Source organism: Tunicatimonas pelagia (assembly GCF_030506325.1).
GTDB classification, from domain to species: domain Bacteria; phylum Bacteroidota; class Bacteroidia; order Cytophagales; family Cyclobacteriaceae; genus Tunicatimonas; species Tunicatimonas pelagia.
The window spans coordinates 4,604,843-4,629,636 of sequence record NZ_CP120683.1; the positions used below are offsets into that span (position 1 = coordinate 4,604,843).

The 24,794-nt window shown below is 43.8% G+C and carries 21 protein-coding genes and 1 pseudogene; 8 read left to right on the plus strand and 14 right to left on the minus strand.

Annotated features, from left to right (window positions below; genetic code table 11):
• Positions 1 to 2: 2 nt before the first annotated feature.
• The 5 genes and pseudogenes from P0M28_RS19785 to P0M28_RS31285 all read left to right on the plus strand — a co-directional run bounded on the left by P0M28_RS19785 (position 3) and on the right by P0M28_RS31285 (position 4,425).
• Entirely contained in the window at positions 3 to 2,441 is a 2,439-nt protein-coding gene (locus tag P0M28_RS19785; RefSeq protein ID WP_302204487.1) for an ABC transporter permease, read from the plus strand.
• Between the two features lie 63 nt (positions 2,442 to 2,504).
• The gene (locus tag P0M28_RS19790) at positions 2,505 to 2,765 is read left to right on the plus strand and encodes a DUF6364 family protein (RefSeq protein WP_302204489.1); all 261 of its coding nucleotides are present in this window, start codon (positions 2,505 to 2,507) and stop codon (positions 2,763 to 2,765) included.
• On the plus strand, positions 2,762 to 3,184 hold the full coding sequence (locus tag P0M28_RS19795) for a type II toxin-antitoxin system VapC family toxin (protein WP_302204490.1): 423 nt from the start codon (positions 2,762 to 2,764) through the stop codon (positions 3,182 to 3,184). The genes P0M28_RS19790 and P0M28_RS19795 overlap by 4 nt, the downstream gene beginning before the upstream one ends.
• Positions 3,185 to 3,378: 194 nt before the next feature.
• A pseudogene (locus P0M28_RS31280) lies at positions 3,379 to 4,107 on the plus strand (ATP-binding protein); the annotation flags it as partial.
• Positions 4,108 to 4,125: 18 nt separating this feature from the next.
• Complete coding sequence (locus P0M28_RS31285) at positions 4,126 to 4,425, plus strand: DUF4143 domain-containing protein (RefSeq protein ID WP_496060945.1); 300 nt, start codon at positions 4,126 to 4,128, stop codon at positions 4,423 to 4,425.
• 52 nt (positions 4,426 to 4,477) lie between these two features.
• Here the strand turns inward: P0M28_RS31285 and P0M28_RS19810 are convergent, their stop codons facing one another.
• On the minus strand, positions 4,478 to 5,767 hold the full coding sequence (locus tag P0M28_RS19810) for an APC family permease (RefSeq protein ID WP_302204492.1): 1,290 nt from the start codon (positions 5,765 to 5,767) through the stop codon (positions 4,478 to 4,480).
• 847 nt (positions 5,768 to 6,614) lie between these two features.
• Here P0M28_RS19810 and P0M28_RS19815 point away from each other — a divergent pair.
• The 3 genes from P0M28_RS19815 (at position 6,615) to P0M28_RS19825 (ending at position 11,577) form a co-directional block, all read left to right on the plus strand.
• Entirely contained in the window at positions 6,615 to 7,601 is a 987-nt protein-coding gene (locus P0M28_RS19815) for a sensor histidine kinase (RefSeq protein ID WP_302204493.1), read from the plus strand.
• Positions 7,602 to 7,841: 240 nt separating this feature from the next.
• Positions 7,842 to 9,281, plus strand: a complete 1,440-nt coding sequence (locus P0M28_RS19820) for a pyridoxal phosphate-dependent decarboxylase family protein (RefSeq protein ID WP_302204494.1) — start codon at positions 7,842 to 7,844, stop codon at positions 9,279 to 9,281.
• Between the two features lie 286 nt (positions 9,282 to 9,567).
• Positions 9,568 to 11,577, plus strand: a complete 2,010-nt coding sequence (locus P0M28_RS19825; protein WP_302204496.1) for a beta-helix domain-containing protein — start codon at positions 9,568 to 9,570, stop codon at positions 11,575 to 11,577.
• A 140-nt stretch (positions 11,578 to 11,717) separates the two neighbouring features.
• Here the strand turns inward: P0M28_RS19825 and P0M28_RS19830 are convergent, their stop codons facing one another.
• The 13 genes from P0M28_RS19830 to P0M28_RS19890 form a co-directional block, all read right to left on the minus strand.
• The gene (locus tag P0M28_RS19830; RefSeq protein WP_302204498.1) at positions 11,718 to 12,605 is read right to left on the minus strand and encodes a hypothetical protein; all 888 of its coding nucleotides are present in this window, start codon (positions 12,603 to 12,605) and stop codon (positions 11,718 to 11,720) included.
• Between the two features lie 159 nt (positions 12,606 to 12,764).
• The gene (locus P0M28_RS19835) at positions 12,765 to 13,061 is read right to left on the minus strand and encodes a PAAR domain-containing protein (RefSeq protein ID WP_302204500.1); all 297 of its coding nucleotides are present in this window, start codon (positions 13,059 to 13,061) and stop codon (positions 12,765 to 12,767) included.
• Positions 13,062 to 13,071: 10 nt separating this feature from the next.
• Positions 13,072 to 14,232 (minus strand): hypothetical protein, encoded by a 1,161-nt coding sequence (locus tag P0M28_RS19840; protein WP_302204502.1) that lies wholly within the window; start codon positions 14,230 to 14,232, stop codon positions 13,072 to 13,074.
• A gap of 89 nt (positions 14,233 to 14,321) precedes the next feature.
• Positions 14,322 to 15,137 carry a TssN family type VI secretion system protein gene (locus P0M28_RS19845; RefSeq protein ID WP_302204504.1) on the minus strand — a complete coding sequence of 272 codons (816 nt, stop codon included), beginning with the start codon at positions 15,135 to 15,137 and terminating at the stop codon, positions 14,322 to 14,324.
• 3 nt (positions 15,138 to 15,140) lie between these two features.
• On the minus strand, positions 15,141 to 16,106 hold the full coding sequence (locus P0M28_RS19850; protein ID WP_302204505.1) for a type VI secretion system baseplate subunit TssG: 966 nt from the start codon (positions 16,104 to 16,106) through the stop codon (positions 15,141 to 15,143).
• Positions 16,107 to 16,214: 108 nt separating this feature from the next.
• Positions 16,215 to 18,086: a type VI secretion system baseplate subunit TssF gene (locus P0M28_RS19855; RefSeq protein WP_302204506.1), complete on the minus strand. Its 1,872-nt coding sequence runs from the start codon at positions 18,084 to 18,086 to the stop codon at positions 16,215 to 16,217.
• 20 nt (positions 18,087 to 18,106) lie between these two features.
• Entirely contained in the window at positions 18,107 to 18,544 is a 438-nt protein-coding gene (locus P0M28_RS19860; RefSeq protein ID WP_302204507.1) for a GPW/gp25 family protein, read from the minus strand.
• Between the two features lie 4 nt (positions 18,545 to 18,548).
• Positions 18,549 to 20,423 (minus strand): type VI secretion system Vgr family protein, encoded by a 1,875-nt coding sequence (locus P0M28_RS19865; protein WP_302204509.1) that lies wholly within the window; start codon positions 20,421 to 20,423, stop codon positions 18,549 to 18,551.
• Between the two features lie 66 nt (positions 20,424 to 20,489).
• Positions 20,490 to 21,020 carry a hypothetical protein gene (locus P0M28_RS19870; protein ID WP_302204511.1) on the minus strand — a complete coding sequence of 177 codons (531 nt, stop codon included), beginning with the start codon at positions 21,018 to 21,020 and terminating at the stop codon, positions 20,490 to 20,492.
• A 598-nt stretch (positions 21,021 to 21,618) separates the two neighbouring features.
• A complete protein-coding gene (tssD, locus tag P0M28_RS19875; protein WP_302204513.1) occupies positions 21,619 to 22,029 on the minus strand; it encodes a type VI secretion system tube protein TssD in 411 nt (136 codons plus the stop codon).
• Positions 22,030 to 22,074: 45 nt separating this feature from the next.
• Positions 22,075 to 22,920: a hypothetical protein gene (locus tag P0M28_RS19880; RefSeq protein WP_302204515.1), complete on the minus strand. Its 846-nt coding sequence runs from the start codon at positions 22,918 to 22,920 to the stop codon at positions 22,075 to 22,077.
• Between the two features lie 13 nt (positions 22,921 to 22,933).
• A complete protein-coding gene (locus tag P0M28_RS19885; RefSeq protein ID WP_302204516.1) occupies positions 22,934 to 24,298 on the minus strand; it encodes a type VI secretion system contractile sheath protein TssC in 1,365 nt (454 codons plus the stop codon).
• A gap of 46 nt (positions 24,299 to 24,344) precedes the next feature.
• A complete protein-coding gene (locus tag P0M28_RS19890; protein ID WP_302204518.1) occupies positions 24,345 to 24,788 on the minus strand; it encodes a type VI secretion system contractile sheath small subunit in 444 nt (147 codons plus the stop codon).
• Positions 24,789 to 24,794 lie beyond the last annotated feature (6 nt).

The window sequence follows — 24,794 nt, forward strand, 5'->3', positions numbered from 1 at the left end:
CTATGTTCCGCCATTATTTTAGTATCAGCACTCGCGTTTTACTGCGTCATAAATTCTACTCCGCCATCAACATTCTAGGACTAGCGGTGGGAATGGGAGTCGCACTGCTAATCTATCAGTACGTTCATTTTGAGTTAAGTTACGATCAGTTTCATACTGATTCGGAGGATATTTATCGAGTTACCCGCACTGTGGTTAGAAATGGGGAAGAAATAGGAAAAAGTGCTTACAGTACCTACGCCTTCGGACCCACTGGAAAAGAGAGTATTCCGGAAATAGAACAGACGGTACGAGTTCATCCGCAGGAAATTGGTTTAATCATTATTAATTCGGAAAACGACGAGCGAAATCAAGAAGACCAAATGTGGTACGTGGATAGCACATTTTTACAAATGTTTGATTTTCTGCTAAAGTATGGCGACCGTAAATCAGCACTGAACCGAAAGTCCAATATCGTACTCACTGAGCCGATGGCAGTAAAATATTTTGGTAACTTAAATCCGGTGGGAAAATCGCTACAAGTGAGTGGAGGCGTGCTTAGTGGTGACTTTGTAGTAACGGGTGTCTTAGAACCACTTCCGGCGAATAGTCATATGCAGTTCGACTTTCTGCTATCCATAAACAGAAAAATCGAGAACATGAGTTATTACCAAAAAGATAATGGTTGGGATTGGGAGCATTTCGTAACCTACGTTAAACTTCACAAATCGGTCGATCCAAATGAGGTTAGTGAAAAGTTTGATCAGCTAGTTGTAAAACATACGGGTGAAGAGTTAGCCAAATCAAATACTCGTTGGGAAATTAGGTTGCAACCGCTTACCGATATTCATCTACGGTCTGACTTTCCGAAAGACCTAGCGAGTAATCCGGGGAGTATTCAGAACATCCGATTTTTTGCGCTCATCGCTATTTTTATTCTGCTGATTGCCTGGGTCAACTACATCAACCTTTCTACCGCTCGGGCTATGCATCGGGCGAGAGAAGTAGGTGTTCGTAAATCTATTGGTGCCCTCAAAACTCAGCTCATCGGTCAGTTTTTGGCTGAATCATTTCTGATGAATACGTTGGCGGCTTTACTATCGGTAGGTATTGCCTGGTTGGCTGTACCGCTGCTGAACGGTATTATCGGACAACAGCTTTCATTGTCCGTATTACTGACTACTAAGTTTTGGATTGGATTTTTACTAATCGTTCTGTTAGGAAGTTTACTATCAGGACTTTATCCAGCGTTTGTTTTGTCGTCCTTTCGTCCTACCCAAGTACTCAAGTCAATCCGCATTACTTCTCAACGCAAATTTAGTTTGCAAAAGGGTCTCATCACTTTTCAATTTCTGACTTCGGTGCTGCTCATTTCCGGCACATACTTGGTTTACCAGCAAATTACGTTTATGAAGAATCAGCATTTGGGCTACGATATTGAGAAAGTCCTGGTAGTGAATGGTCCCCGGGTTGTAGTTCAAGAAGGGCGAGAAGTACTGTTTTCTAAATACGGAACCTTTAGAAACGAAGTAGCAAACCACGTTACAGTTTCTAATGTGTCGCTCACCAGCCAAATTCCAGCGCACGGTTACCTCGGCGAATGGAACGTTCGCAAGCTGGGCGAGCCAGAAAGTAGGAATAAAATGGGTTACGTAATTTTTGCCGATACCAGCTTTACCGATACTTACGACATTGAGTTTTTGGCTAAGAAGGAATTTCCGGCAGTGATTAATGACTACGAACGGCTAATTATTAACGAAGCCACGATGAAGATGCTGGAATTAGGTTCGCCTGAAGAGGCAGTAGGCGAACAATTACTAGTTTTTGGTGATACACTAGAAGTACTGGGGGTCGTTCCGAATATTCACTGGAGTTCACTAAAAGAAACGCCACGCCCCATGCTACTATCGTTGGATAATCATTACGGAGCCTACCTTTCTATTAAAATAAATCTATCCAACATTTCTGAAACTATCGCCCACATCAAATCTACTTATCAATCCATATATCCTGACGATCCGTTTCACTATTTCTTTCTGGACGATAGTTTTAATCAGCAGTATCAAGCTGATCTTCAGTTTGGGAATCTATTTTCAGCATTTTCAGGACTAGCTATTTTCATTGCCTGTCTGGGTCTATTCGCCCTAGTGTCGTATTCGGCTACACTACGAATTAAAGAAATTTGCATCCGCAAAGTGTTAGGAGCCAGTATCAGTAATCTCATGCTCCTGCTTTCTCGTGAATATTTGGTATTGCTCCTTATTGCTATCGTGTTAGCCGTTCCAGCTACGATTCTTGGCGGTCGAGCTTGGCTGGACAATTATGCTTACAAAACTGAGATAGGGCTAGATCTATTGCTGATTCCCGGACTGATCTTGTTACTTATCTCGGTGCTAACCGTAAGCTACCGCACGTACAATACGGCTAAAACGAATCCGGCGGAATCATTGAGGGCTGAGTAAACCTTCTAAGATAACTTATTTAAAAGTAATACGTACCTCACAATAAATATTATACGTATTGTTATGGATACTAAGTTAACCCTAAAGCTGGATGCTAAAGTTATTCAACAAGCAAAAGAATACGCCAGTGCCCAACAAAGAAGTCTGTCCAGTATTGTTGAAGCCTACCTAAAATCTCTGACTAGCCAGCCCAAATCAGATTCAGACAGTAGTGAAGTAGAAATTTCCCCCTTCGTGAAAAGTATGGCAAGCGGGGTAAAAATACCCTCCAAAGTTGATGCTAAGGCAACCTACTACGAACATCTGATGGAGAAATACCAATGAAGCCTAAGCTATTTCTGGATACCAATATTATGCTCGATCTGCTGGGCGAACGAGAACCATTTTATCAACCAACTGCAAAATTGGCCTCACTGGTTGATAATGGTTCGTTAGATTTTACGGTCTCAGCACTCTCCTTTGCCACTGTAAACTATTTCCTGGCTAAGTTTGAAGACTCTCAAACTGCTACTGAAAAGCTGCGGAAATTTAGGGTGCTATCGTCGGTTGTAGGGGTAGATGAAGAGATTGTTGACAAGGGACTAAATGCTAATTTCAAGGATTTTGAGGATGCCTTACAATACTTCTGTGCGCTAAAAGCTGACTGCCAAGTGTTAATTACCCGCAATGCAAAAGATTTCAAAGGGGCATCAATACCTGTCATGACAGTTGATGAATATCTCAAAAGTATTGGAAAGTACTGAATTACAAGGGATGGGAAAACTGGAAAAAGCATATTTCCGGATTGCAATCATAAAAAGTTATAACTATTTGTGATTACAATCTGGTTTAGTTAAGATTGTTCATGATTTCCCGAGTTCTGTATCAATCTTTTCAGCAAGAGCTATCCCCGGGTAAAGCACTGTTGGTACTAGAGCCACGTTAGGCCGGAAAGACTACCTTACTGCGAACCTTAGCAGCGGCTCAGTCGGCACCCCTTGTATGGCTAAACTGCGACGAACCGGATGTAAGGAAAACGTTACGAGAACCAACTTCTACTTTATTAAAACAGTTGATCGGCTCGGCCAAACTAGTGATAGTAGATGAAGCTCAACGGGTAAAGAATATCGGACTTACGCTCAAGCTGATTACCGACCAAATGCCTGATGTCAGGCTTATTGCTACCGGATCATCTTCGCTAGAATTGGCTAATGAAATCAACGAACCCCTTACCGGGCGGAAGATAGAGTATCTACTACTGCCATTTTCTACCGAAGAATTAATTCAGCACTACGGACTATTGGATGAACGCCGGTTATTATCGCAGCGACTGGTGTACGGTATGTACCCGGAAGTAGTCACCCGGGTAGGGAAAGAACGGCAAACCCTGCAAAACCTCAGTGGTAGCTATCTGTACAAAGATATTTTTCGCTTTCAGGATGTTCGTAAGCCGGAAATATTGGAAACATTACTGGAAGCATTGGCTCTACAAGTATGTTCCGAAGTTTCTTACCATGAACTAGCCCAAACCGTAGGAGTGGATGCCAACACCGTGCGCCGCTACATTGACTTGCTGGAAAAAGCATTTGTTATCTTTCGGCTTCGTTCCTTCAGTCGAAATCTGCAGAATGAGCTCAGAAAAAGCCGTAAAATCTATTTCTACGATAATGGAATTCGCAACGCTATTATCAACAATTTCCAAACTGTGGACTTACGGGTCGATCAGGGCGCTTTGTGGGAAAACTTCCTGGTTAGCGAACGGCAAAAGCTACTGCACTTTCACGAAATATACACCAATTGCTATTTTTGGCGCACTAAACAGCAGCAAGAAATTGATTATCTGGAAGAGCGCGATGGTCAGTTACGTGCCTACGAATTTAAATGGTTAAGAAAAAAAGGTGATAAGAAAAACCATTTTTCAAAGACTTTTCTAAACGCTTATCCCAACAGTAATACACAAGTGATAACCCCGGAAAACTATATCGATTGGTTGCAGTATAAATAGAGCTTTTATCTTATGGTAAATGGTGCATTCTCTATCTCATATTTCGCCTCTCTCATTTCTCATCCTCTATTTCAGACCTGCTAAAAAAATACGTCACTAATCCAGCCGCAATGATTCCTAGACCAATTAGGCTTTCGGTAGGGCGGTCGTAAAGGGTGTAAGCGAGAATCCAGAGGCTAAATCCAATGAAGAGGTACTGTACATAGGGATAACCCGGACTGCGGAATCCGCTACTATTTTTCACAAATAGTACACTCGCTACCGCTAATGTACTCATAAGCTGTAATACAAATCCGGTGTAAAGCAAAATTTGCTCAAACGTACCAGTCAGCGTCAGGGCGATACTGATAAATACGTGAGCCCACACGGTGCGTACCGGAATGCCCAGCGAGTTAAGCGGACGCATTACCTTCCATAAACTATGTTCTTTCGCCATCGCGTGGGTAACCCGTGAGCCAATCCAGATATAACCACTAATGGTAGCTACCAATTGAATAGCAATAAAAAAGCTGACCCATCGGCTACCGCTTACTCCGAATAAATTGGAAAAGGCGATGGTCGCCACTTCTACTTTGCCTTCTAACTGAGTAAATGATGCGTGCTTCAGAAAAACTAATTGGAGCAACACATAGATCACTGTTACAAATAAAGCTCCGGTAATCAGTACTTTTGGAAGATTTTTTCGTACATCCTGAATTTCTTCTACAATATACGCGGCAGCATTCCAGCCAACGTAGGCGTAGGTTACGTAAATGAGTGATACGGCAAAGCCCGGGGTAGTAAGTTCTTGTTGCCATGAACGTTGGAAGGCGATAGCATTGGTCGGAATATTGGTGCTGTAGGCTAACCCTAGCCCTATCAGTACCAGGACGAATATCACTTTTAGCACCGTGGTGGCGTTCTGAAAGCGTTCGCTCTGTTTGATACTGAATGAATGCATAATACCGATAAGCACAATAATGCCAACGGCTAGCGCATTTGATTCCTGAATGCCAAACGGAGCCAGATACTGCGTCATGGCGATGGCCGCAATGGCTACCGGAGCTGAAAACCCTACGATCAACGAGACCCAACTGGTTAAGTAACCCAGCACCGGATGAAATACCCGCGATAGAAAGATATAATCGCCCCCTGACTCTTTAAAGTGCGTACCCAACTGTGCGTAGCTAAACGCTCCAAACAGTGCCAGTGCTCCACCGATTAGCCACAATAAAATGATACTAATCGTACTCTGTACGTCCAGCAACTGGTAGCCCAGGCTAGTGAAAACTCCAGTGCCTATCATATTGGCTATCACGAGAGCTGTAGCCGTTTTCCAGGAAATTTTAGTAGTAGTTTTCAAACGATAGAAGTAGGTAGATTACGATCAGAAAATTACGTCAGGTTGAATTGATCGCAGTATACGAAGATTTATCATTTTTACTTAGTAGTTCTGGCACGGCTTCTTCATAAAAAGATTGAAGCCTACGCGGTGCGGAACTGAAGAGCTGAAGACCTGAGTAAACGGCCATTATTCAGGTCTTCAGCTCTTCAATTGCTTCATGTCGTCTTACTATATACACCATAACTGAGGAGATGAAAGATCACTGGTTTTATGAAAAGGCTCTGGTAGTTTTGGTGAATGACCTAGTGCAAACAATCATGTTATTGGAGTAGAAGAGTTAGCTACGTTATAAAACAAAAAATTACGTATTGGAAAGATCTGAGGGTAAATGTTATTCGAGTTATCTTAACAATTACGCTGGCTATTAGAGGTATAGAAAAGCCCGAAAGGGCCAAAGAATGCGTGCTGAATTGATACTAAACACTTGGTAAAGATGACCTTCCGGGTATAAAGAAGGTGGAAGAGATTGACGTAGGGTGAAACAAAAGAATCTCAATTGAGAAGACTAAATATCTTGTGTAAGGTTTCGGTTAATTATCGCAAAGTTACCTAAGTAATAAACTGTGTTAATGAATACGTTGCTTCAAAAATAGCCTTTTGACTCAAAAAAAGTGAGTATTGTCCGCAATACGTAAAAAGTTGATTCTATAATAGCTTGTTTTTATGTTTTCCTTACTAAAGTAAGAAATGGGTGATTATTGATAGTATGAAATGGTTTTTTACTTCTACTTTTGTCTGTATTAGTTGTCGACAGTAAGACGTTTTTTTTCCACTAATTCTATTTTTTCACTATAGCCACCCTCCTATGAATTTTGATACACTAAGCACATTTCACAAAACACTTCAGGTTAGTAAGAATTTAATATCGGCCAATAGAAAACTCACCCAAGAAACTATTACTAACACCCGTAGAGGAGAACAAAAAACCAAGAACGTTGCTGTTTCTCTTAGGCGACTAGATTACTCTCGTCAAAATCTTTCGGCTACCATTAACGCTCCTGTAAACCTAGAGCAGGATAATTTAATAAAAGATCAGGATGCTAAGACTATTGCTATGCATATGTTGCTGCACGATGTTCGTAGCCCTATTGATAATATTGTTGGTTTGTCTCAGCTCATTAGGCAAAATAGTGACTTATCTGATGAGAGTTTACAACTTCTGGATTTATTAGAGAAACAGGCTCAAAAAGTTCAGGACCGGACAAAGACTCATGCAATTTATCACCAGTTAGAGTTGGGGGCGTACCAACCTAATCAGGAGTCTTTCGACCTGCTTCAGCTTCTCTGTAAGATTCAGGATAATTTACAACAGAAGCAATTCGCCAACCCGGTTGAGATATGGATAAGTGGACAACCAGCGACTTTAACTCAGCGGTGTATCATTAAGACTGACTTGCTACTGATGGAGCTTATGCTGCAAAATTTAATACAGAATGCAGTAGAAGCTTCACCTAGCCAGGCACGGGTACGAATCGATATTAACTGCGACTCTTCGACCCAACAAAATGAACTGAAGCAACGGGAAAATCTTTCGGCTACCAGTATCTCTATTCACAATCAAGGAGTTATTCCAGCGAGTATGCAAGATCATTTTTTTGAAAAATATGTCACCTACGGCAAAACAAGAGGAACTGGTTTAGGCACATATATCGCTATGCTAATTACTAAATCTTTTGGTGGGCAGATTGCATTTACCACTTCTGAGGAGCGGGGTACCAACTTGAGAGTACGTTTGCCTCAGCTACTTACCATCAGCAATGTACCAGTCTCAGAGCTTGCACTACCTGTATAGCTTCGCCAGCTGATTTGTTCATTGTTCAATTGTTAATTGATTTTTAGTATACAGTCAATAGCACTCGGCACCCGATTGACGATCCATAATTTTAGGTTCTGGAAGTCAATCATTCGCTGTTTATGATCCGCTGTACATTACCCCGCTCCAAGCTTACTGTTCATCGATCATCAATCACTAATCATTAGGCATCAGTAATTAATCATCATTCATTGCTTTATCTTTGAGAAAAGCAATCTCATGAATAACGATATACTACACCAAGCCTACGATCCCGAGCAATTTCGCCAGCAGGGTCACCAGTTGGTCGACCGTCTGGCCGATTATCTCGCTCAAATGCAACAAGGCTCAACTTTGGCGGTGTTGCCCTGGCAATCACCGGAGGATAAACTACATGCTTGGCAAGCCGATTTTGATAATTCTCCCCAGCCAACTATCAATCAGTTTTTTGACCAGGTACTGATGGAATCCATCCATATTCATCATCCACGCTACGTAGGACACCAAGTAGCAACACCCGCGCCCGCAGCGGCTTTGGCCGGACTACTTTCGGCTTTTTTAAACAACGGAATGGCAGTATATGAAATGGGGCCCGTTTCGTCAGCGATTGAACGGCTGGTGATGAAGCAGATTGCCGCTAAGGTGGGATACGATAGTTTGGGGGGCGGAATTATGACTTCCGGAGGAACGCTGGCGAACCTTACTGCTTTACTAGCTGCTCGCCAAGCCAAAACGAATGGAGAAGCCTGGCAGAAAGGTACTCGGGGGCAATTAGCTCTGATGGTTTCCGAAGAAGCGCACTACTGTGTAGACCGCGCTGTAAAGATAATGGGCTGGGGCGAAACGGGCATGATCCGCGTTCCGGTAAATGACTACTACCAAATACGTACTGACCAGCTCACACCCTACTTTCAGCAAGCCCGAAAAGAAGGCAAAAAAGTGATTGCTGTAGTAGCTTCGGCCTGTTCTACTTCTACCGGTTCTTATGATAATTTAGACGAAATCGCCCGCTTCTGTCAGCAGTACGATTTATGGATGCACGTAGATGGAGCACACGGGGCCGCCGCCGCCTTTTCAGATAAATATCGGTCTCAGGTTGCTGGTTTATCCCAAGCTGACTCCATCACGCTAGATTTTCATAAAATGCTAATGACCCCAGCGTTGACCACAGGTTTGTTATTCAAAAATGAGCGTCTTTCGTTTGATACTTTTTCTCAGCGAGCTTCTTATCTGCTTAATGAGGATGAAGAGGACTGGTCAAACTCGGGAAAGCGAACGGTAGAGTGTACCAAACGAATGATGAGCATTCAGGTGTACGCACTGTTACGCACCTACGGCTGGAAACTTTGGGATGAAAACATAACCCGATTGTACGATTTAGCTAATAACTTTGCCAGTATGATCCAACAACATCCAGCGATTGAGTTGGCTATTACACCTCAGGCGAACATTATCTGCTTTCGTTATGCTCCTTTTGGTGTTCCAATGGCTCAGCTTAATACGCTGAATGCTCAAATTAGACAGCAGGTTATAGAAGAGGGAAAGTTTTATATAGTGCAGACCCAACTGAAAGGGGAAGTTTTTTTGCGGGTAACCCTGATGAATCCATTTACAACCGAAGCTATGCTGGAGGAACTGCTGAACGACGTCAGGCAGAAAGGAAACGCCCTCAACTGCTAAGTACGTAGTTGAAACATCTGAGTATATCCGCGCCGGGTAAAACCTACAATAGTACGCTCAGTACTTAACAAGTTCCAGGAACTAGCACTTACGAGTCTAAGTCCGTCGAAAACCTTACCTACAATAAATAATAAGAGTATAACGCTCTACTTACCAACGAGTATTCAATGTAGTACCGAAGCTAAACTATAAAATCTACTATTTCTGTCAGATGTAAGATTTCCTATCAAAGCTACTTCCGGGTTTATGCAATATGAGATTGTTTTGTTTAAAAGTACAAAATATTATGAAAATAAGTCAATATTTAAAAGTGGGGGTGTTAGCATCAACGCTAGCCACCCTTATAAGCTGTACATCAGAAGAGATAGATCCCACCCCTGATACTCAACCCGTAACGTCTGAGGGTTGTATAGAGACAGAAGGGGCATTTGATACAGCTTCTGGTATTACTTTCAAAGTTTCTTGTATTCAGTCCGGCTATTCTTACGAATGGAGCTTTGGTGATGGGCGTACTTCTACATCGACCGATGTTACTCATACCTACGATACGGCCGGAACGTATACCGTTGAACTGAAGATTATTAATGATCAAACCAACGAAGTTGAGCGCACCGTATCTCAAAATATTGCTATTAGTCAGGAAATACCTCTTAGTTCATCAGACTCTTTCACGCACGGGGGCACAATAACCCGGGATGAGTGTTGGGAAGAAGGAACCCATACCGTTAGTGCTGATGTGTACTTGTGGGGGGCGAAGCTTTGCATTAAGCCTGGTGCTATTATAAAGTTCGCTCCAGGTACTGAGTTGATCGCCTCGGCACATATGGAAAAAGAGGCGCAAATTATGGCTGAGGGTACAGTCGAGAAACCTATTCTGTTTACCTCTGGTGCCGAAAATCCACAAGCTGGTGACTATGTTGGCCTAACGCTGACTGACGGTTCAACTGCAACATCAGTATTCAACCATTGTACTTTTGAGTATGGAGGAAAGAATACACGATCAGACACCGATATGAAACCCAAAGGAGGCTTAGTGCGTATGGATGGCCACAATCAGGCTAGTTTTCAAAACTGCACGTTCCAGTATTCGGCAACTTACGGTTTGTACCTAGATCGTTCAGCATTTGCGTCTTTTTCGGATAACCATGTTCACGACGTAGCCGATTACGCTGTTTACTTAGGGGCTGATGACGTACCAAGCATTGGGGCTAACAATCGCTTTGATAGCCAAGGTATAGAAATATGGCCTACGACAGTCAGGCAAAACACCCGATGGGAAAAACAAACCTGCCCGTATGTTGCTTCCTCATTGGTTGTAGGAACCGGGAATGCTTCGGCCCCTACCTTTGAAATTGGTCCTGGAGTAGAGATTCATTTTGAAAACCACGGCATGTTTAGTGTAGGGTCAGAGCGTGTTGGGCTATCAGGTAAAGTAGTAGCCCAAGGTACGGAAGCTGAGCCTATTGTACTCACGGCTAGCGAAGATAGTTGGCGAGGGGTTACTTTTGAGCGTGGTACCTCGCTTACCAGTAGCCTTCAGTACTGTCGGATAGAAAAGGTGAAGTCCTCAGAGGGGAGTGAGCTATCGGGGGTTGTAAATATTTTTGATAGTGAAGTGAGTATGGAGCACTGCACAATCAGCGGAGAAAAATCGCACAGTGTGTACGTAGATGAAACCGGCCACTTCGGGAAGTTTGCCAACAACGAGTTAGGTAATCCTCAGCGGTATTCTATCCGGATGCCCATAGAAAAAATTCCTACCATTGGAGAAGGCAATACATTTAGCGGACAGAAGCGGGTTGAAGTATTTGGGTCTTATGTAACCGAAGATGCCACCTGGCCGGGGTTGGCTGTTCCTTACTATACAGATAGTTGGTTACGAGTAGGATCTGATGCCGGAAACACTCTAACGCTGTCTCCCGGGGTAACTATTGAGTTTGGTAGCTCTTACGGACTAGAGGTGGGTAAAACGCCGAGTGAGTCAAAAGGCACCCTGGTTGCTAATGGTACCGCTGAAAAACCAATCGTACTTACCACTGGTAAGCCAGATGCTAAGTGGGGCGGAGTCCAGTTCGGGACTAATACCGGAGCCAACTCGATCTTAAACCATTGTGAAGTGAAGATGGCCACAATTCCAGTTTATATTGAAGACGTACCCCTGGGTGGTGTACCAGTGCTATCTAATTCCCTGTTTTCTGATGCGAGCAGCTACGGAATTATCATAGATAATTCCTCCCCTACCTTGCGTAATAATACCTTTGCCAATAATTCGTCGGGAGATACCAAAACAAAGTAGCTTCTTTTTGAAAAGAATTATCAGAAGATAGATTAATTTAACCACGTACAGAAAGTTAAACCCTTCTATGCTGCGCAGCTTGTTTCTAAGCAGGGCAACATAGAAGGGTTTATCTCTTTGCGGTTTAGTGCGCAGTGTATTTAGTAGCTACTGATTACTTCAATTTCTTTGGCGGTAAATTGATTTTGTCGTAAGAATTCGGCTAACTGCGGTTCTACCACTACATCTTCGCCTTGGCTTAGAGCCTCAATGGTAGCAGCATATTGATTTGGTGCTAATACTTGCGCTACAAACTGGATAATCTTCTCACTTAGCACATTAGCCGGAAGCGACTGTGCCGGATTTGTCGAGTACAATGAAAGAGAGGTGCTGCCTTCTACCGCGTAGTGAATTCCGTATTGATCAGCTCGGTCTTTCTCCTGTAGGGTAGAAGCTTCTAGGGAATTTTTTAAAGGAATAAAAATATCTCCTCTCATCTGGGACGAAAAGTCAGCGTAGCTGGAGCTGCTGGTTAGGTTACGTGCTTGAAATACTGCAAAATGGCAGTCTTTTGCTTTCAGTAACTGAACAATATCGGTTGGGGATACATCGGTAGTAGGTTCCTGGGCGTGGTTGCCAGCATCACCTACTAGAACTAAGATATTGGTTTCATTGGGGGTTAGGTGGCTAGATTCTAGCGTTCGTTTTAGGCCATAGTAAAGTGCTTCTGGCTCATCCTGATCAAATTTAGACTTAGTATCCAGAGACTGTATCCAGGAAGCTGGAGCGTCGCCAACCATGCTATTGGTCATATAGAGCCATGCTCCTTCGGCGGCGTCTCGGTAGCAGGCGGCCTCAATTTCGGCTTGATAATTCTCTTCAATGGTAGCAGCAGCTTGGGCCACGGCCGGTAGGTGTTCTTCCATGCCTTCGGTGGCATCCACCAAAAATGTAATGTTTACTTGTTGCATCCGATTGGCTAAGCTAGCCAGTCGCTCTTGAACTGCCGCTACCTCAATCGGATCAGCTTCTGCTTCCTTAACAGCCATTGGCGTTGCAATTACGGGTGCAGGTGCTTTCTCACTGGGTATTAGCGAATAAAAGAGAAAAGGAAGGGTTATAAGGCAGATAGACAGTACTAAGAATATCGTGAATTTGGCCCTGGCCGCTTTTCTTTCGGCCTGATTGATTGGTTCCATATAGCTGGTCTACCCAATTAGTACGTTTAGCACCCCTGGTCCTACAATAACTCCCCCGTGAGCGGTTTTGTCACCCACCCGGGCAGCGGGTTTACCACCGATCATCACGCTTAGCGATCCCATTAGAACAACATCGGGAGCCGGGCTAACGCAGGTAGCCTGATCGCCCACTCGGGCGGCTGGTCGTCCACCAATTAGTACGGTAGGGGCACCAGGGGGAAGAAGAGGGCCACCTACGTGCGGTTTAGGGCCGTCAGACATAGGGCAGGTGTGCATGTCGCCAACTACAGCAGCAGGTTTACTCATGACTTGTTAATTAAATTTTCCAGAAGCTACCTTTTTTCTTAGTATCCGCCGAAGGGGCACTTTCTCGGACAAACACATTATTTTTGGGACGCTCCGGCTCTTTTGGCTTGCCAATATAGTCTAGCTCACTAAGTTTAGCGAACAAAACTTCCATTAGCGAGGTAAATTTCTCGGATAGATCGAGTAGCGAATACAGTTGAAGATGGTCGTAATCAGACTCCAAGAGTGCATTCACAGTATTCTCCAGGTTGCCAGGTCGTACTTCCGTCCACTCCTGAATGTAGCTCAACATTTCTTCTCTACCATTATCGCTCATGCAGTCTAAACATACCCGCACCGTACGAGCAAATTTAGTGAATAGTTCAAGCATATGGATAGGAGGCAAGTGCAGCAGGCGAAGTCGGGCAAAATCGAGGTGACCAGCAATAAAGTTCAGCACCTCTTGCGAGAGGGTAAATAGGTTAGCTACTAGTTGAGACTGTTCGCTTTTGAGGCGCATCTTAACAATCACCTGACGGGAGTGACCGCCAGTGTTCACCAGGTAGCCCATAAGCTGGTTGTAGTACGCCACCAAAGTAGGATGAGCCGTAACTCGACTGCTGGGGGGAATAAATTTATCGGATACTTTTACTTCATTACCAATCACCCTGATCTTAGCTAGTATCAGATGATAAGCTCCCAAATCAGTAAGATTGATTTGGTGAGAGGGTACAATCTGTAGCTGATACTTAGGTGTGGTATACGGATGGCGCAGTGGTTCTTCATCAGGGTCAGGGGTGCCAATAGGCTGACGGGAAAAGGGGTTTACTGTAACAAGAATGTCGTAGAGCAGTTGGTCTTCATCCTGCACCAAGTGCTCTGCTTTAATGGGTGCTAATAGCTCATCGCCCGGGGTAGCATTCATTTCAATGCGGGCACCCCCTAAGGTAATGGCACGGCAGCGGGTAAGTTGCACGCTGAGTTTACGACTGCTGGCCAAATCGGCAGTAAGCTCTAGCGAGCTTTGACCGGAAACTCCGTTAAGCAAGCCGTAGTTATACGGAGTGATTTGCAGGGCAGCCACATCACGCAAAGTATCTAGCATCGCATTTTCCTGCTGAATGAAGTGGTCTTTATTGACCTTCATTCCGTCTCGCCAGTTAACAGTATGGTAATTTATGTAGGGTTGCATCTTCTTCAATGATTGATGACTAATGAGTAATAACTAATGATACGTCGTAAGATACTATTCATTAATCATCAATCATTACTCATTATTACTTATTTGCGGATTCGTACAGCATTCACTAAATCGTTGGGTTTTAAATTATTTTCGGCTACCGAAGCATTGGGATCAACCACTTTGAGGGGCTTCCACCACTGATGCGTTTCGCAGTAAAATATCCAGGAAAACGGCGGACGATACGATTGAATAGGACTATCAGTATTATGCTGATTATATTCCTCTAAGAAAGAGTGAAACAAGTCGCCTAGCTGAATATCATTGGGAGCAACCACCGCAAATGTAGTAGAATCAGTATGGTTGATCTCCTTTTCAAAAGTGAATTGCAGAGGGATTGTATTCTGAAAAGTAAGCGTAGGCACTTCTTTTTCGGTAGGGAAGAACCACTTATAAAAATAAGGTGGGGGTACTGCTTGCCACAGTAAAAAGCTCTTATGAATGAAGAACGGCAAAAGAAACGCAGTAGCGGCTCCGGCTAAAAAAGAAACAGAGGCATAATCAGCTAATGCAGTACACAACAAACATAGTAGCAAAGTACCGGTAGCGTACATAAACAGCGTGAGCAATAGCTCCGCTAAGAATAGTTCTTTCTGCACCCAGGCAAACCTTCGGTGTAGTAGCCAAGTGTGTATTATCCCAGCAATTAGACTCAGGCCAAATATTAACCAAAAAAGCAACGAGGGTGAGAGTTTGCCAACAATAGCCAAAACTGCGTACAGCACAAAAGTACCAATAAAGGCTACCGCATAAACTAATACTTTTCCTAGTAGTAGCTCCGGGCGCGCCCGACTACTTAAGAAAAATAGCACGCCAGTAATGGCGGCGAGTACAGCAAGTACGATAACAGTAACCATAAATTATAATTGCGTAGTGTAGCCCAGGTATCCTTCGCCTGGTTCTTCCCCGTGCAGTAAAAAGCCCTCTTCTTCCGGTTGAACAATCTCAACTTTCACCGAAGTATCCGACTGGCAAGGAAGAAAGTAAGCACATAAGCGCAATAGGGTTTTTCGTTTTTTTCCATCGGAAAGATAGCCCGCAATATACTTCTTTTCAATGGGACCTACAATAAGCTGGTAATGAGGATGATAATCTTCAATATAGTTGCCCAGCACACTATCGCGACCCAACTCAAACTCTCCCAAACACGGTAGCTGTACTTCATTGACTTCTTGGGGGGCTATTTGGCAGGTCTCTACCCGAACCGGAGTTTCCATTACCAGGCTCAGCAGGTTTGATGTGGTTTCATGATCGCCAACAACTCGGTGCAGCAACGGAATGATGTGCAGCATCATCATGGTTTGATAGTTGCTCAGCTCTTTAGGTAAATCCCACAGGTTAATCAGGGCGTTGTACTGCTGGCGATTGAGGGAAGCGAGTATAAGCTGGCTCTCCTGCCACTCGGCCAGTAGCTGCAAGCGATAAAATTCTTGCTCCAGAGGTAAGAAGAACTTCCGAACGGCTTTTTCTTCTTGGCGGTGGAGCTCTAGTTCCGCTACTGCTATCTCAGTATCAATTTGGGCATCTTTCTTTAGCGTTTGATGAAATAGTCCCTCGGGGAGGGTATCGTACAAGCCTTCGCGGTTGATATCGATAAAATAGTATGGATTGCCTTGCTTACGCTCTCGCTTCTCTACCGAGAGAAAATCGTGAGTGTACGACCGCTGGAACGTACTTGCTGGCCGAATAAAAACATCTTCTATTTTAATTAGCTTATGACGAATTGCGTTAGCAATAATTACCTCCGGCTTCAGATCAATATCATTGCCTTTGAAGCTCTCTTCCAGCAGTTGTTGTAAGTCTTTATGTTCATTTCCTTCCTGCATAGCTGATGCTTGAATGAGTATAGTATCTTAGTCATTGGTCATTAAGACCGGAGACCGGAATTTATTTTCAATGCATTGTTTTTCCAAACTCGTACCCTGTAAATTTGCTCATTGCTCATTTTTCAAGATTACTTGGATGGGTAGCACCGTAGAAGATCGTTGGTGGATGAATTGCTGCAAATCGCGCTCAGTACTTTCCAGTTCAGCTTCGGTCATTTTAGCATCAGTTGTAAGTCGAATAGTGATATCTAGGGTGCGTTCTAAAGCCTGATTGGAGCGGGGCAGCACTCGAACGCCTTTGCCAAACGTGACGGAATCTATTAAATCACCTAATCGAGCGTAGCAAGCGGCTTTCATATCCTCTTCGGTTACCAAACGATCTCGCGAAAGTAAGGCACTTCGGAACGAATGCACTTTTTCTGTATCGCTAGGCTTATCTCGCCCACCGTGGGAGGGCGTTACCAAAAGTAAGTCGTTAGCCTGAAAATCATTGCTTTTGTAGGGCTGAAGCTTCGTGCCAGAGGGAAGCCGGTTGGCTGTGGCTCCTAGCGTTGACCAAAACTCTACCCAAACGTTTTCGTCTCGCTCCGCATTTAAAGCTAGGTAGTGTTCAACATCCGGATTTTTAGTGCTAGCGGCAATCTGACGCTCTAGCCGAGAAATAAGTTGCTTAATAGCCTTTATATCCTGAACCACTCTACTGCTACCTAATGCCTCAAAAGCAGCGTTTTCGTCGCGGATAAGATCTAACAAATGATTAGAAAACTCAGTGGCATTACGCTGGTCAAAGCGGCTTACTCCTTCTTCCCGGATGGCGTAGGTGTTGGGTTCTAAGGTTTTAAAACGCTGAAAAGGCACATTTCGGTAAGCCACTCCCGAGTCGGTGGTTACCTGACGTATCGTTAGAAAATAATCGGTAGTAGGCAAAGGAATAATATTCAAGAGCTTACCAACTCGGTAAGGACGGTTACTACGGATCAGCCGACGGTTAGTAACGGGTAGGCAGTTAATAGCGCAAACGGTGTTGGATAACACTTCGGCGGGCATGAGTTGTGGGAAGCGAACTTCAATCCAAGTGATTGTCTTGGGTAGGGTTGCTAAACTTTCAGTATCAAAAACGGATGAAAAAACTGTAGGGTATGGCGTGCTGCTGGCCAATCCGGTTAGCTGGTTAACGGTAATGAATGATGTCTGATATGATTGTAGTGCTTGTTGTTCCAGCACCTCGCTAACATTAGGCAGTTGGTCTTGCCACTCGTTTGTATCGGTACGATGGCGGACTTTTACCGGAGCGTAACCCGAGCGGGTTCGGATGGGCTGTCCATCCAGAAACCACTGGGTAGAAGGTAGTAAACTTCGGTAGTAGGCCGCATCGGGCTGGTTTTTCCAATCAAAATAAAAGGTGAGGTCGTCAATGCTACTAAGTTTAGAAGGAAACTCCAGCCCTACCCACAGCGACTGCGTAGGTAAGGCCGAGGCTTTATCGGAAGCACTAAGTAAAACTTCTCGGGGCAAAACTCCGGCAGTTTGCAGCAGCTTTCGTCCAAAAGCCAGGTAGCGCACATCACCGTTAACGAGTGTAGTATTCAGTGCCGGAGAGAAAAAAACATCTTTCTTTTCGGGTTTGGCTAAGTTATCGGGATTTACTACCTCCTGAGAGGCGATAAACTGCTGTTCGGTAGTGATAATCTGCTGCGGTTCCAGCGGGCGCACGTGCAGTACGGCGTGAGCGGGAGTAGGAATAGTGAGTGCTTCGGGCAACAGTAAACTAGCTAATTGCTTTAGTGTTCGGGTTCGGGACTGATGTAGTTCTCGGGCAGTTTTTTCAAATTGTACGGCGCAGGCTCCGAACAAAAGATCAACTAGCGGATCTAGCTCTTCCAGTTCAATTTCGTCGTAACCCCATAGTTCAGCAGCAGTTTTGAGCAGCCGCTGTTTTACCTTATCCCGCTGAAATTGATTTTCCCGATTGAGTTGCATAAATAGTTGAAGTCATAAAGTCAGGCCAAAGATAGCGGGCTAAAAAACATATACTCGGTATGGTGGAAGGCTTGGTTCGTTTTTTTTATAATTCCTTGTACTAAAATAGTAATGCGCTTCCGGTGGCGAATTATTTGCTGGGTTTTCGGATCAAGCATTTCCGGTTCATCGATTGTAATAGCTACCTGCATCTTCGCCAGACGTTTCTCATAGGCATTTAGCGACTGTAGCACCAAATCTTCCAGCTCATCTTTCCATTTAGATACGCTTTGAATGTTATCAAAGTCTTTATCCCACACATAGCAACCATAATTAGCATCAAAGCGATATTCGTGGTAGTGCGTTTTAATAATTAGGTGGATATGCTGGCGGATGGCATCTTCTAAGTTGCAAAGAGCTAACCGCTTTTTCTGCAAAAGGTCGGTAAAGTTCAGGGGTAATTGATAATACGGACGCATACTCTCAGTTAATTTTCACCAAGGCACCCTTCAGGCTGGCCACAGCCCCACCTTCTAGCGATAAGTTGGCTCCACCTTTTACAGTGGTGTTCGCCCCGCCGTCTATTTTCACATCCATCCCGCCCGAAACGGCAACTTTGGTGCTACCGTCAATGGTAACTTCCGTTCCTGCTTTTGTTTCAACCGACTGCTGAGCCGTAGCCGCAATACGCATGGCCTCTTGGGTCAACTCCGATTTAACTGTGGTAACCATATTTTTGCCCACTGAGATTGACAAGTCTTTTCCCGCCGTAATATCAATATCTTCGGCGGCTTCCATTTTAATTGACTTTGCCGCAACAATGTCAATATCACCTTGGGATGTGATTGTGATCTTTCCGTTACCCTCCATTTCCAGGCAAATCTCGTTATGCGGGTTGTCTTCATCTTTATGAAGGATGCGAATCTTCTCAGTATTTTCGTCATCAATCAAGTGAATCTGATTACCGCTCTGGGTTTTTATGACCTTCGTAGAATTATTGTTGTTAGCCCAAAACGAAGGGTTAAAATCTTTGTGGTACAGGCTATTTATGACAAATGGTTTCTCAGGATTGTTGTGCTCAAATCCTACCATCACCTCCGTATCGGTTTCGGGGACAAAGTAAAAACCGTGATTTTTTCCTCCGCCGTAGGCCTGAGATACCCGAATCCAGGGCGTAGAAGGTTCGGAAGCCGATTGCCAGGGAAAAGCTACTCGTACCCGTCCGAGTTTATCAGGGTCATTATTATCGACCACAATAGCCGATTGAGATTCACAAACAGGTTGTTTCACCGTGCTAGGCGGCGGAGATTCTAACTCAGCCGGAATTGCCGTGAAGCTATTCTGATAATCGAGCGAACTGCCTACGTAGTGAGACAAAGAGGTAATAATAAATTCGCCGTAGTCTTGTTCATTCGCGGTTTCACCAGTAATGTTGATGATGCTGCCTACGTTTAAAAAGGGATTATCGCTGGTGCCATTCATAACCACCATACTGTTGGCTGAAGCAGCTTTTTGCTGTTCGGCCAAATCGTTTAGCTCTTGCTGCTCGGCAATAAGCTGCGTGGTAGTGCTGTGAGGCTCTTGGCTAAAGAGCTGTTCTGACTGTTCTAAGGCAAATTTACCGTAATCATCAAGATTATCTACTGCTGAGTTAGCTCCGCTACTTTCGTATACAGTACTGTTGGAATAATCGTAGGAGAATACTTTAAAATTAACCGGCTGCACTTTGAAAGAAAAATCTAGATCGAATAAGTCCTTTACCAATGGTAAATCTATTTTCTTATTTCGGATGGGTTCGCCAAAAACAAGTTGGGTGCCGTCGTAAAAACACCACTCACCAAAGCGGGCTGCCATGCGCTGTAAGAAAGCGTAGTTTGACTCATTGTACTGAACTACGTAGGGTAAGTTTTTATGCTCCTTGGTGGAGTTGGTTTCGGTTGCTAACGATTGGGGAATGGCCTCTAGCGTACTTTCAAATATATCCAACAAATTCATTTCTTGATAAGTACGGCACTGAGGGTACCCCTCTAGCAAGATGGTGGGGCTATAGCCCTGCAAAATTATAGTACGCTGCCCGTTGCTCAGGCGACTCAGCCGTACCTCGGTCACTATTCCAATAAATTCATTTTCCGATTGCTTTTTACCAAATAAATTGGGTGAAAAACGAATGTGGCACTCCTTACCGATATACTTTTTTGACTGCTCCAAAATAGCTCGTCCGGTATCCCGAAATGCATCGGCCGCCAGCGAGATTTCAAAGGTGTGGTGCTGATGTACATCCTGCGAAATACTCACCTCCGACAAAGGAGCTATTGATTCCCCCGCGATTGTTACGTGTAGTTCTACTTGCTGTGCCAAAATGCCTAGTTTTGATTTTTTACTTGTATTTCTTCATACGGCCTGCCAGCTACGATAGATAATTATCTATTGCTTGTTGAAAGTTAGGATAATCCCAATTTTAACAGGTTCAGTGCTTGATAGTCCAATACGCGAAAGATCTATAGTACGATTATCTTCAAACAGCAGTCTAAGTTCGGAGTTGCTAAGATTAGTAATTGTGCGACTTGTAGAATTTGTTCCATCAGTGAGAACTAGCTGATCGCCGTTGGTAGTCCAAGTTCCTTGCCCTATGCTACTAGGGCCATTAGACGCAAAACTACCGTCTGCTCCAAATTCGTAGATTGTACCGTCATCAAAATTCACGTTAAGATCCTGTTCGGCTTGAGCTTCTAACACGTCTAATTCGTCTTCAGAGAGGGTAAGCCCAGCTCGTTGAGCCAAATCTCGGTAGTATTCTCGTATACTTAAATCATTGAATGTGAACTCACCATCAACTTGGCGCCAACTACCTACAATATCACCTTCGGGTACGGCTTCTTCATCATCCTGACAAGAAATTAGTACGGTGAACGAGATAAGAGTGAGGATATAAAAGAGTCGTTTAGTTAAATACATAGCGTTACGTAATTGCTGAATTGATAATATTCAAAGATAAAATTAATCGTTCTTCGTATACTTAAAACCAGGAAGAATTTCACTTCTTCAGACCATCTCAATAATTTGTCACCCTTAGTGTAGTAGATAGCCTTTCTGGGAGGTAGCTTCGCGACAGATCAACGAGAGAATAAAACGACATATGAGTGGCCATCTAGCGATCACCGCACATAATATTATCTTCAAGTGCCCGGCTTATTGCTTCTACGGTTCATATTTCGTCCGTCCAGATAAGCAGGTTTGCGCTGCGTTGAGCACTACCAAAAGCGACGGTAAATACTCTAAAAATAGCCCTGCTTAAGTAACCCACAAAGCCGTGAATAAGCAAACTTGATATGTACTGACCAGGTTGACTCAGCAGGGAATCTAGGATACATCAATGCTCATATATTCTTTCCGCTCTGAAGTTTGAAACTTATGATGCTGCCTCATTACAAAGCTATTGTGAAAGAGTTTGAACTAGCTCATTAACTTAACATCAAGCAAAGTGGTGTACTGGTTTGGCTAACAAGTAACTCCAGAGGCAAGATTTATACTTTCTGGCAGTGCAAAACGGGTTTTACATCGGCCACTCATTCTCATAAACTGCTGGGCCACCGTCGCCTTCAATGGTAATTTCTCGGCAGGAAATGACGAAGGTTTCCATCATATTTTCACCTCCTTGCCAACTGAAGTTTTCGCCGTACTCGACGATGTAGGCATCTTTAAACTTAATCGTTTTGATGGGCTTTTCATCATCGGTATCATCCATGATCTCAATTTGCCCCTCTTTAGTTTTACCTTGGGCCAGGGTCATCCAGGTGGGCAAGAAAGCACTTTTAGTCGATTCAATCGTCATCTGGAGGGTTCCGCCCCGAACAATGCCGGAAGGACGACCGGAAGCATCAATATCACGGCTAAAACTGTAAGAGAAATCAATAACGCGAACATCGTTTAACTTGTCTAAATCGAGTCTTGCACGTACTGCCATAGTTGTTTAAAATTTTAGGTTTAAATTATTATCTATAAAGTTTGACTATTTCTTCACAGGAGTAAAATTTACTTCTTTACTCTTCGACTTGAGAAGATAGGCGTTTACCTCTACTGCTAATACGCTACTAAGTGATGTACCTTCAACAATCATTGCATTTTTTACAATAACTACTGAACCTTGTGGAACGGCAGTACTTATGTTATCATAGTATTTATTTAGTTCTGATAAGTTGGAAAAAGTTTTACCAACCCTATCAGCAATTCTAAACCTTCCTACACTATCCCTATACGCATATAAAGCATGTCCGACCTTTTTTCCATTTGTTTTTGTCCACTTAACCCCAAAAATAATAACAGACTTTTTATTCTGTTTTGTAAGGATCTTTATTACATCTAGCGTTTTTACGTCTTTAGACTCTTTGATAATAACACCTAATTTCTTCAACATAGGAATAAATTCGCTCATGTTCTTTGGCTGGAGTCTTCGGGTTAACCCTATGATATCGCTCGATCTAATAAATAGATTATAACCAGTATGTCTAATAGCTTTAGCCGTAGCAACAGAAGCACACCACCCCCCGCTTGGATTAAATGTCCATTTAGCAAAACCCAACCTACCTAATTTAAAGATTGGCCCTGCAAAAGATAGTAATCTCAGCGAATCCTTGGCATACCCCCAACCTCCCTCTTTTACACCTTCTCCTAGTCGTAAAGTATCAACCAAGCCTGCCCCCAATTCCATTGCAGTACTTACAGCAGTAGCAGTTAGAACTCTTCCGTATCTATCAAGAATAGAATTATTGTTGTTCGCTACCCAATGATTTAACAGTTGTTGCGTTTCCGTATGCTGCTCATCCCACCATAAAGCAATTTTTTCAAATTCTGACATATTGATTATAAGTTTATTGCTCAGCATATTCTGACTGCCACTCCTCGGCGGTATCACCTTTCGTACCTCCAAGCTTCAGTAGGAAGTTTTTGGCGGGGAAGAAAGGGGTGATATGCAGGTCAATATTGATTCGTTTGGTTTCGGGGTCTTGCTCTAGTTTCATCAGTTTGTAGTCTTGAATGATCTTATCGCTACCCATAATGCTCTTGAGGTACTTGGAGATTTCCCGACTCAAATCTTTCTGCACCTTAGGCGTCCAGTTGACAAATGCCTGACGGTTTAAGAAATCGATAATCACTTTACCTACGTAGTCGAATACGCGAACGACCGAGTAGGTTTGCAAGCCAATATCGTTGCCGTTATAGAGCGTTTTGGCCGAGAACGCCATTACCTTTTCCCACTCTTTCACCATGGGTACTAAGCCACGCTTTTCCAACTCAGAAATCTCACTTTTCTTCAATGGGAAAGCTACGCCATCTACTTCGTTCAGGCCACCGTGCATTTTTCCGGCAGTAGGCTGGGCAATCAGGGTGCTGTAGATTTTTCCGGCTAAGGCCGTTGACGGCGGAATGTACATCGGTTCGTCCTCATCCAGGTCTTCGTACTGCTCACGCCCTACCAACCAGTTGCAGGTCATCATTACATTAGAGCGGTGAATCTCGCCTCCGGTCAGGTTGGCCGCGTCAAATTCTTCCACCACTGCATCGGGATCATCCAGATGGCTAAAGTCCGTCACCAGCATAGTTTTGTTCTGGTAGGCAATCTTGGCCCATTTTTCTACTACTTTGTTAGAGCCTAGGTAGCCGGGGATAACCATTAATGAGTAGTTCTCGCGTAAATCTAGCCTATCGTGACGGGCTTTTAGCTCTTCGGTAATTTTGTCGATCACTAAAGTGTTGTCCAGGTCTTTCAAACGGTCAATGTCCGCGTTGAAGATGGTAATGTTGCGAACTTTATCAGTTTCTGTGTTTTTGTAGAACATAGCCAGCGAGCGGTAGTTGCGCTCTAGCTCGGAGGTTTCGCCTAAGGCTTTTTTGAGATTTTCCTTTAGTAATTCCTCAGCTTTCTCTACTTTTTCTTGGCATTGGTCTACCATCGCCGAAATATCATCGTTTTCGCTGAGTAAATCGTGCCAGAGTTGTAACTGCTTCTTAAGCTTCTGCCGCTCCTCTTTTTTAGCTCCTTCGGTGAGGAAGATATTTCGTCGGGCTTTACCCTCGGGGTTCATCACTTTCGCTCCGTCTACCGAGGATTCAATGAGTTCAAACCCGCCGTATTCGATGAGTTCGTCGGAGCTTTCTTCTAAAACTTTTTTGGGGTTATCTAGTGCCACCTCTTTGGTTGCAACTTGGGCGGTTTGTGCTTTTTCTTCTGCCATGGGGGTATGGTTAAGTAGGTGAGTAAAATGGAATAGGTAGCTACTATTATTCGGCCTGCTCTATTTCTTGGATCATTGCCTGTAACGCTTGTAAGTAAGCTTGCTTCGCTTCAGGGTTTTGCAAGGCTGTTTTCAGGATTTTATTAGACTTTAGTTGCTTCATAAATTTGTGGTAGCCATCCTGCTGGGCATGGAGGTCTTTTAAGAACGCACTTTGTTCTACGATACCCTTCTTAGTGAAATCACCTAAGGTAGAAAATTTTAGTTCTTCATCTACCGAAGTGCCGTCTTCGGTGTCAAACGCAACTTTCACATTCGGCTTAAAATGGTCAAACACTTCGTTCACCGTCTTTAGTCCGGTAATCGGTTCGGGTTTGGTAGGTCGCGAACTTAGTTTCTGCACCAACAAAGTACGGTTGGATGAGATTTGCGTAATCGCTTCAAAGGATTGTTGCGGTACTAGTTGACCGCCAATTTCAACTTCATTCATAGGTTA

Coding starts and splice junctions, on each gene's coding strand:
- P0M28_RS19850 (WP_302204505.1), bottom strand. CDS start 16,106: ATGCAGGAAGGAAATGAACATAAAGACTTACAACAACTGCTGGAAGAG.
- P0M28_RS19885 (WP_302204516.1), bottom strand. CDS start 24,298: ATGGCAGAAGAAAAAGCACAAACCGCCCAAGTTGCAACCAAAGAGGTG.
- P0M28_RS19785 (WP_302204487.1), top strand. CDS start 3: ATGTTCCGCCATTATTTTAGTATCAGCACTCGCGTTTTACTGCGTCAT.
- P0M28_RS19815 (WP_302204493.1), top strand. CDS start 6,615: ATGAATTTTGATACACTAAGCACATTTCACAAAACACTTCAGGTTAGT.
- P0M28_RS19855 (WP_302204506.1), bottom strand. CDS start 18,086: ATGCAACTCAATCGGGAAAATCAATTTCAGCGGGATAAGGTAAAACAG.
- P0M28_RS19820 (WP_302204494.1), top strand. CDS start 7,842: ATGAATAACGATATACTACACCAAGCCTACGATCCCGAGCAATTTCGC.
- tssD (WP_302204513.1), bottom strand. CDS start 22,029: ATGGCAGTACGTGCAAGACTCGATTTAGACAAGTTAAACGATGTTCGC.
- P0M28_RS19860 (WP_302204507.1), bottom strand. CDS start 18,544: ATGCGTCCGTATTATCAATTACCCCTGAACTTTACCGACCTTTTGCAG.
- P0M28_RS19825 (WP_302204496.1), top strand. CDS start 9,568: ATGAAAATAAGTCAATATTTAAAAGTGGGGGTGTTAGCATCAACGCTA.
- P0M28_RS19845 (WP_302204504.1), bottom strand. CDS start 15,137: ATGGTTACTGTTATCGTACTTGCTGTACTCGCCGCCATTACTGGCGTG.
- P0M28_RS19790 (WP_302204489.1), top strand. CDS start 2,505: ATGGATACTAAGTTAACCCTAAAGCTGGATGCTAAAGTTATTCAACAA.
- P0M28_RS19795 (WP_302204490.1), top strand. CDS start 2,762: ATGAAGCCTAAGCTATTTCTGGATACCAATATTATGCTCGATCTGCTG.
- P0M28_RS19880 (WP_302204515.1), bottom strand. CDS start 22,920: ATGTCAGAATTTGAAAAAATTGCTTTATGGTGGGATGAGCAGCATACG.
- P0M28_RS19830 (WP_302204498.1), bottom strand. CDS start 12,605: ATGGCTGTTAAGGAAGCAGAAGCTGATCCGATTGAGGTAGCGGCAGTT.
- P0M28_RS19890 (WP_302204518.1), bottom strand. CDS start 24,788: ATGAATGAAGTTGAAATTGGCGGTCAACTAGTACCGCAACAATCCTTT.
- P0M28_RS19835 (WP_302204500.1), bottom strand. CDS start 13,061: ATGAGTAAACCTGCTGCTGTAGTTGGCGACATGCACACCTGCCCTATG.
- P0M28_RS19870 (WP_302204511.1), bottom strand. CDS start 21,020: ATGTATTTAACTAAACGACTCTTTTATATCCTCACTCTTATCTCGTTC.
- P0M28_RS19840 (WP_302204502.1), bottom strand. CDS start 14,232: ATGCAACCCTACATAAATTACCATACTGTTAACTGGCGAGACGGAATG.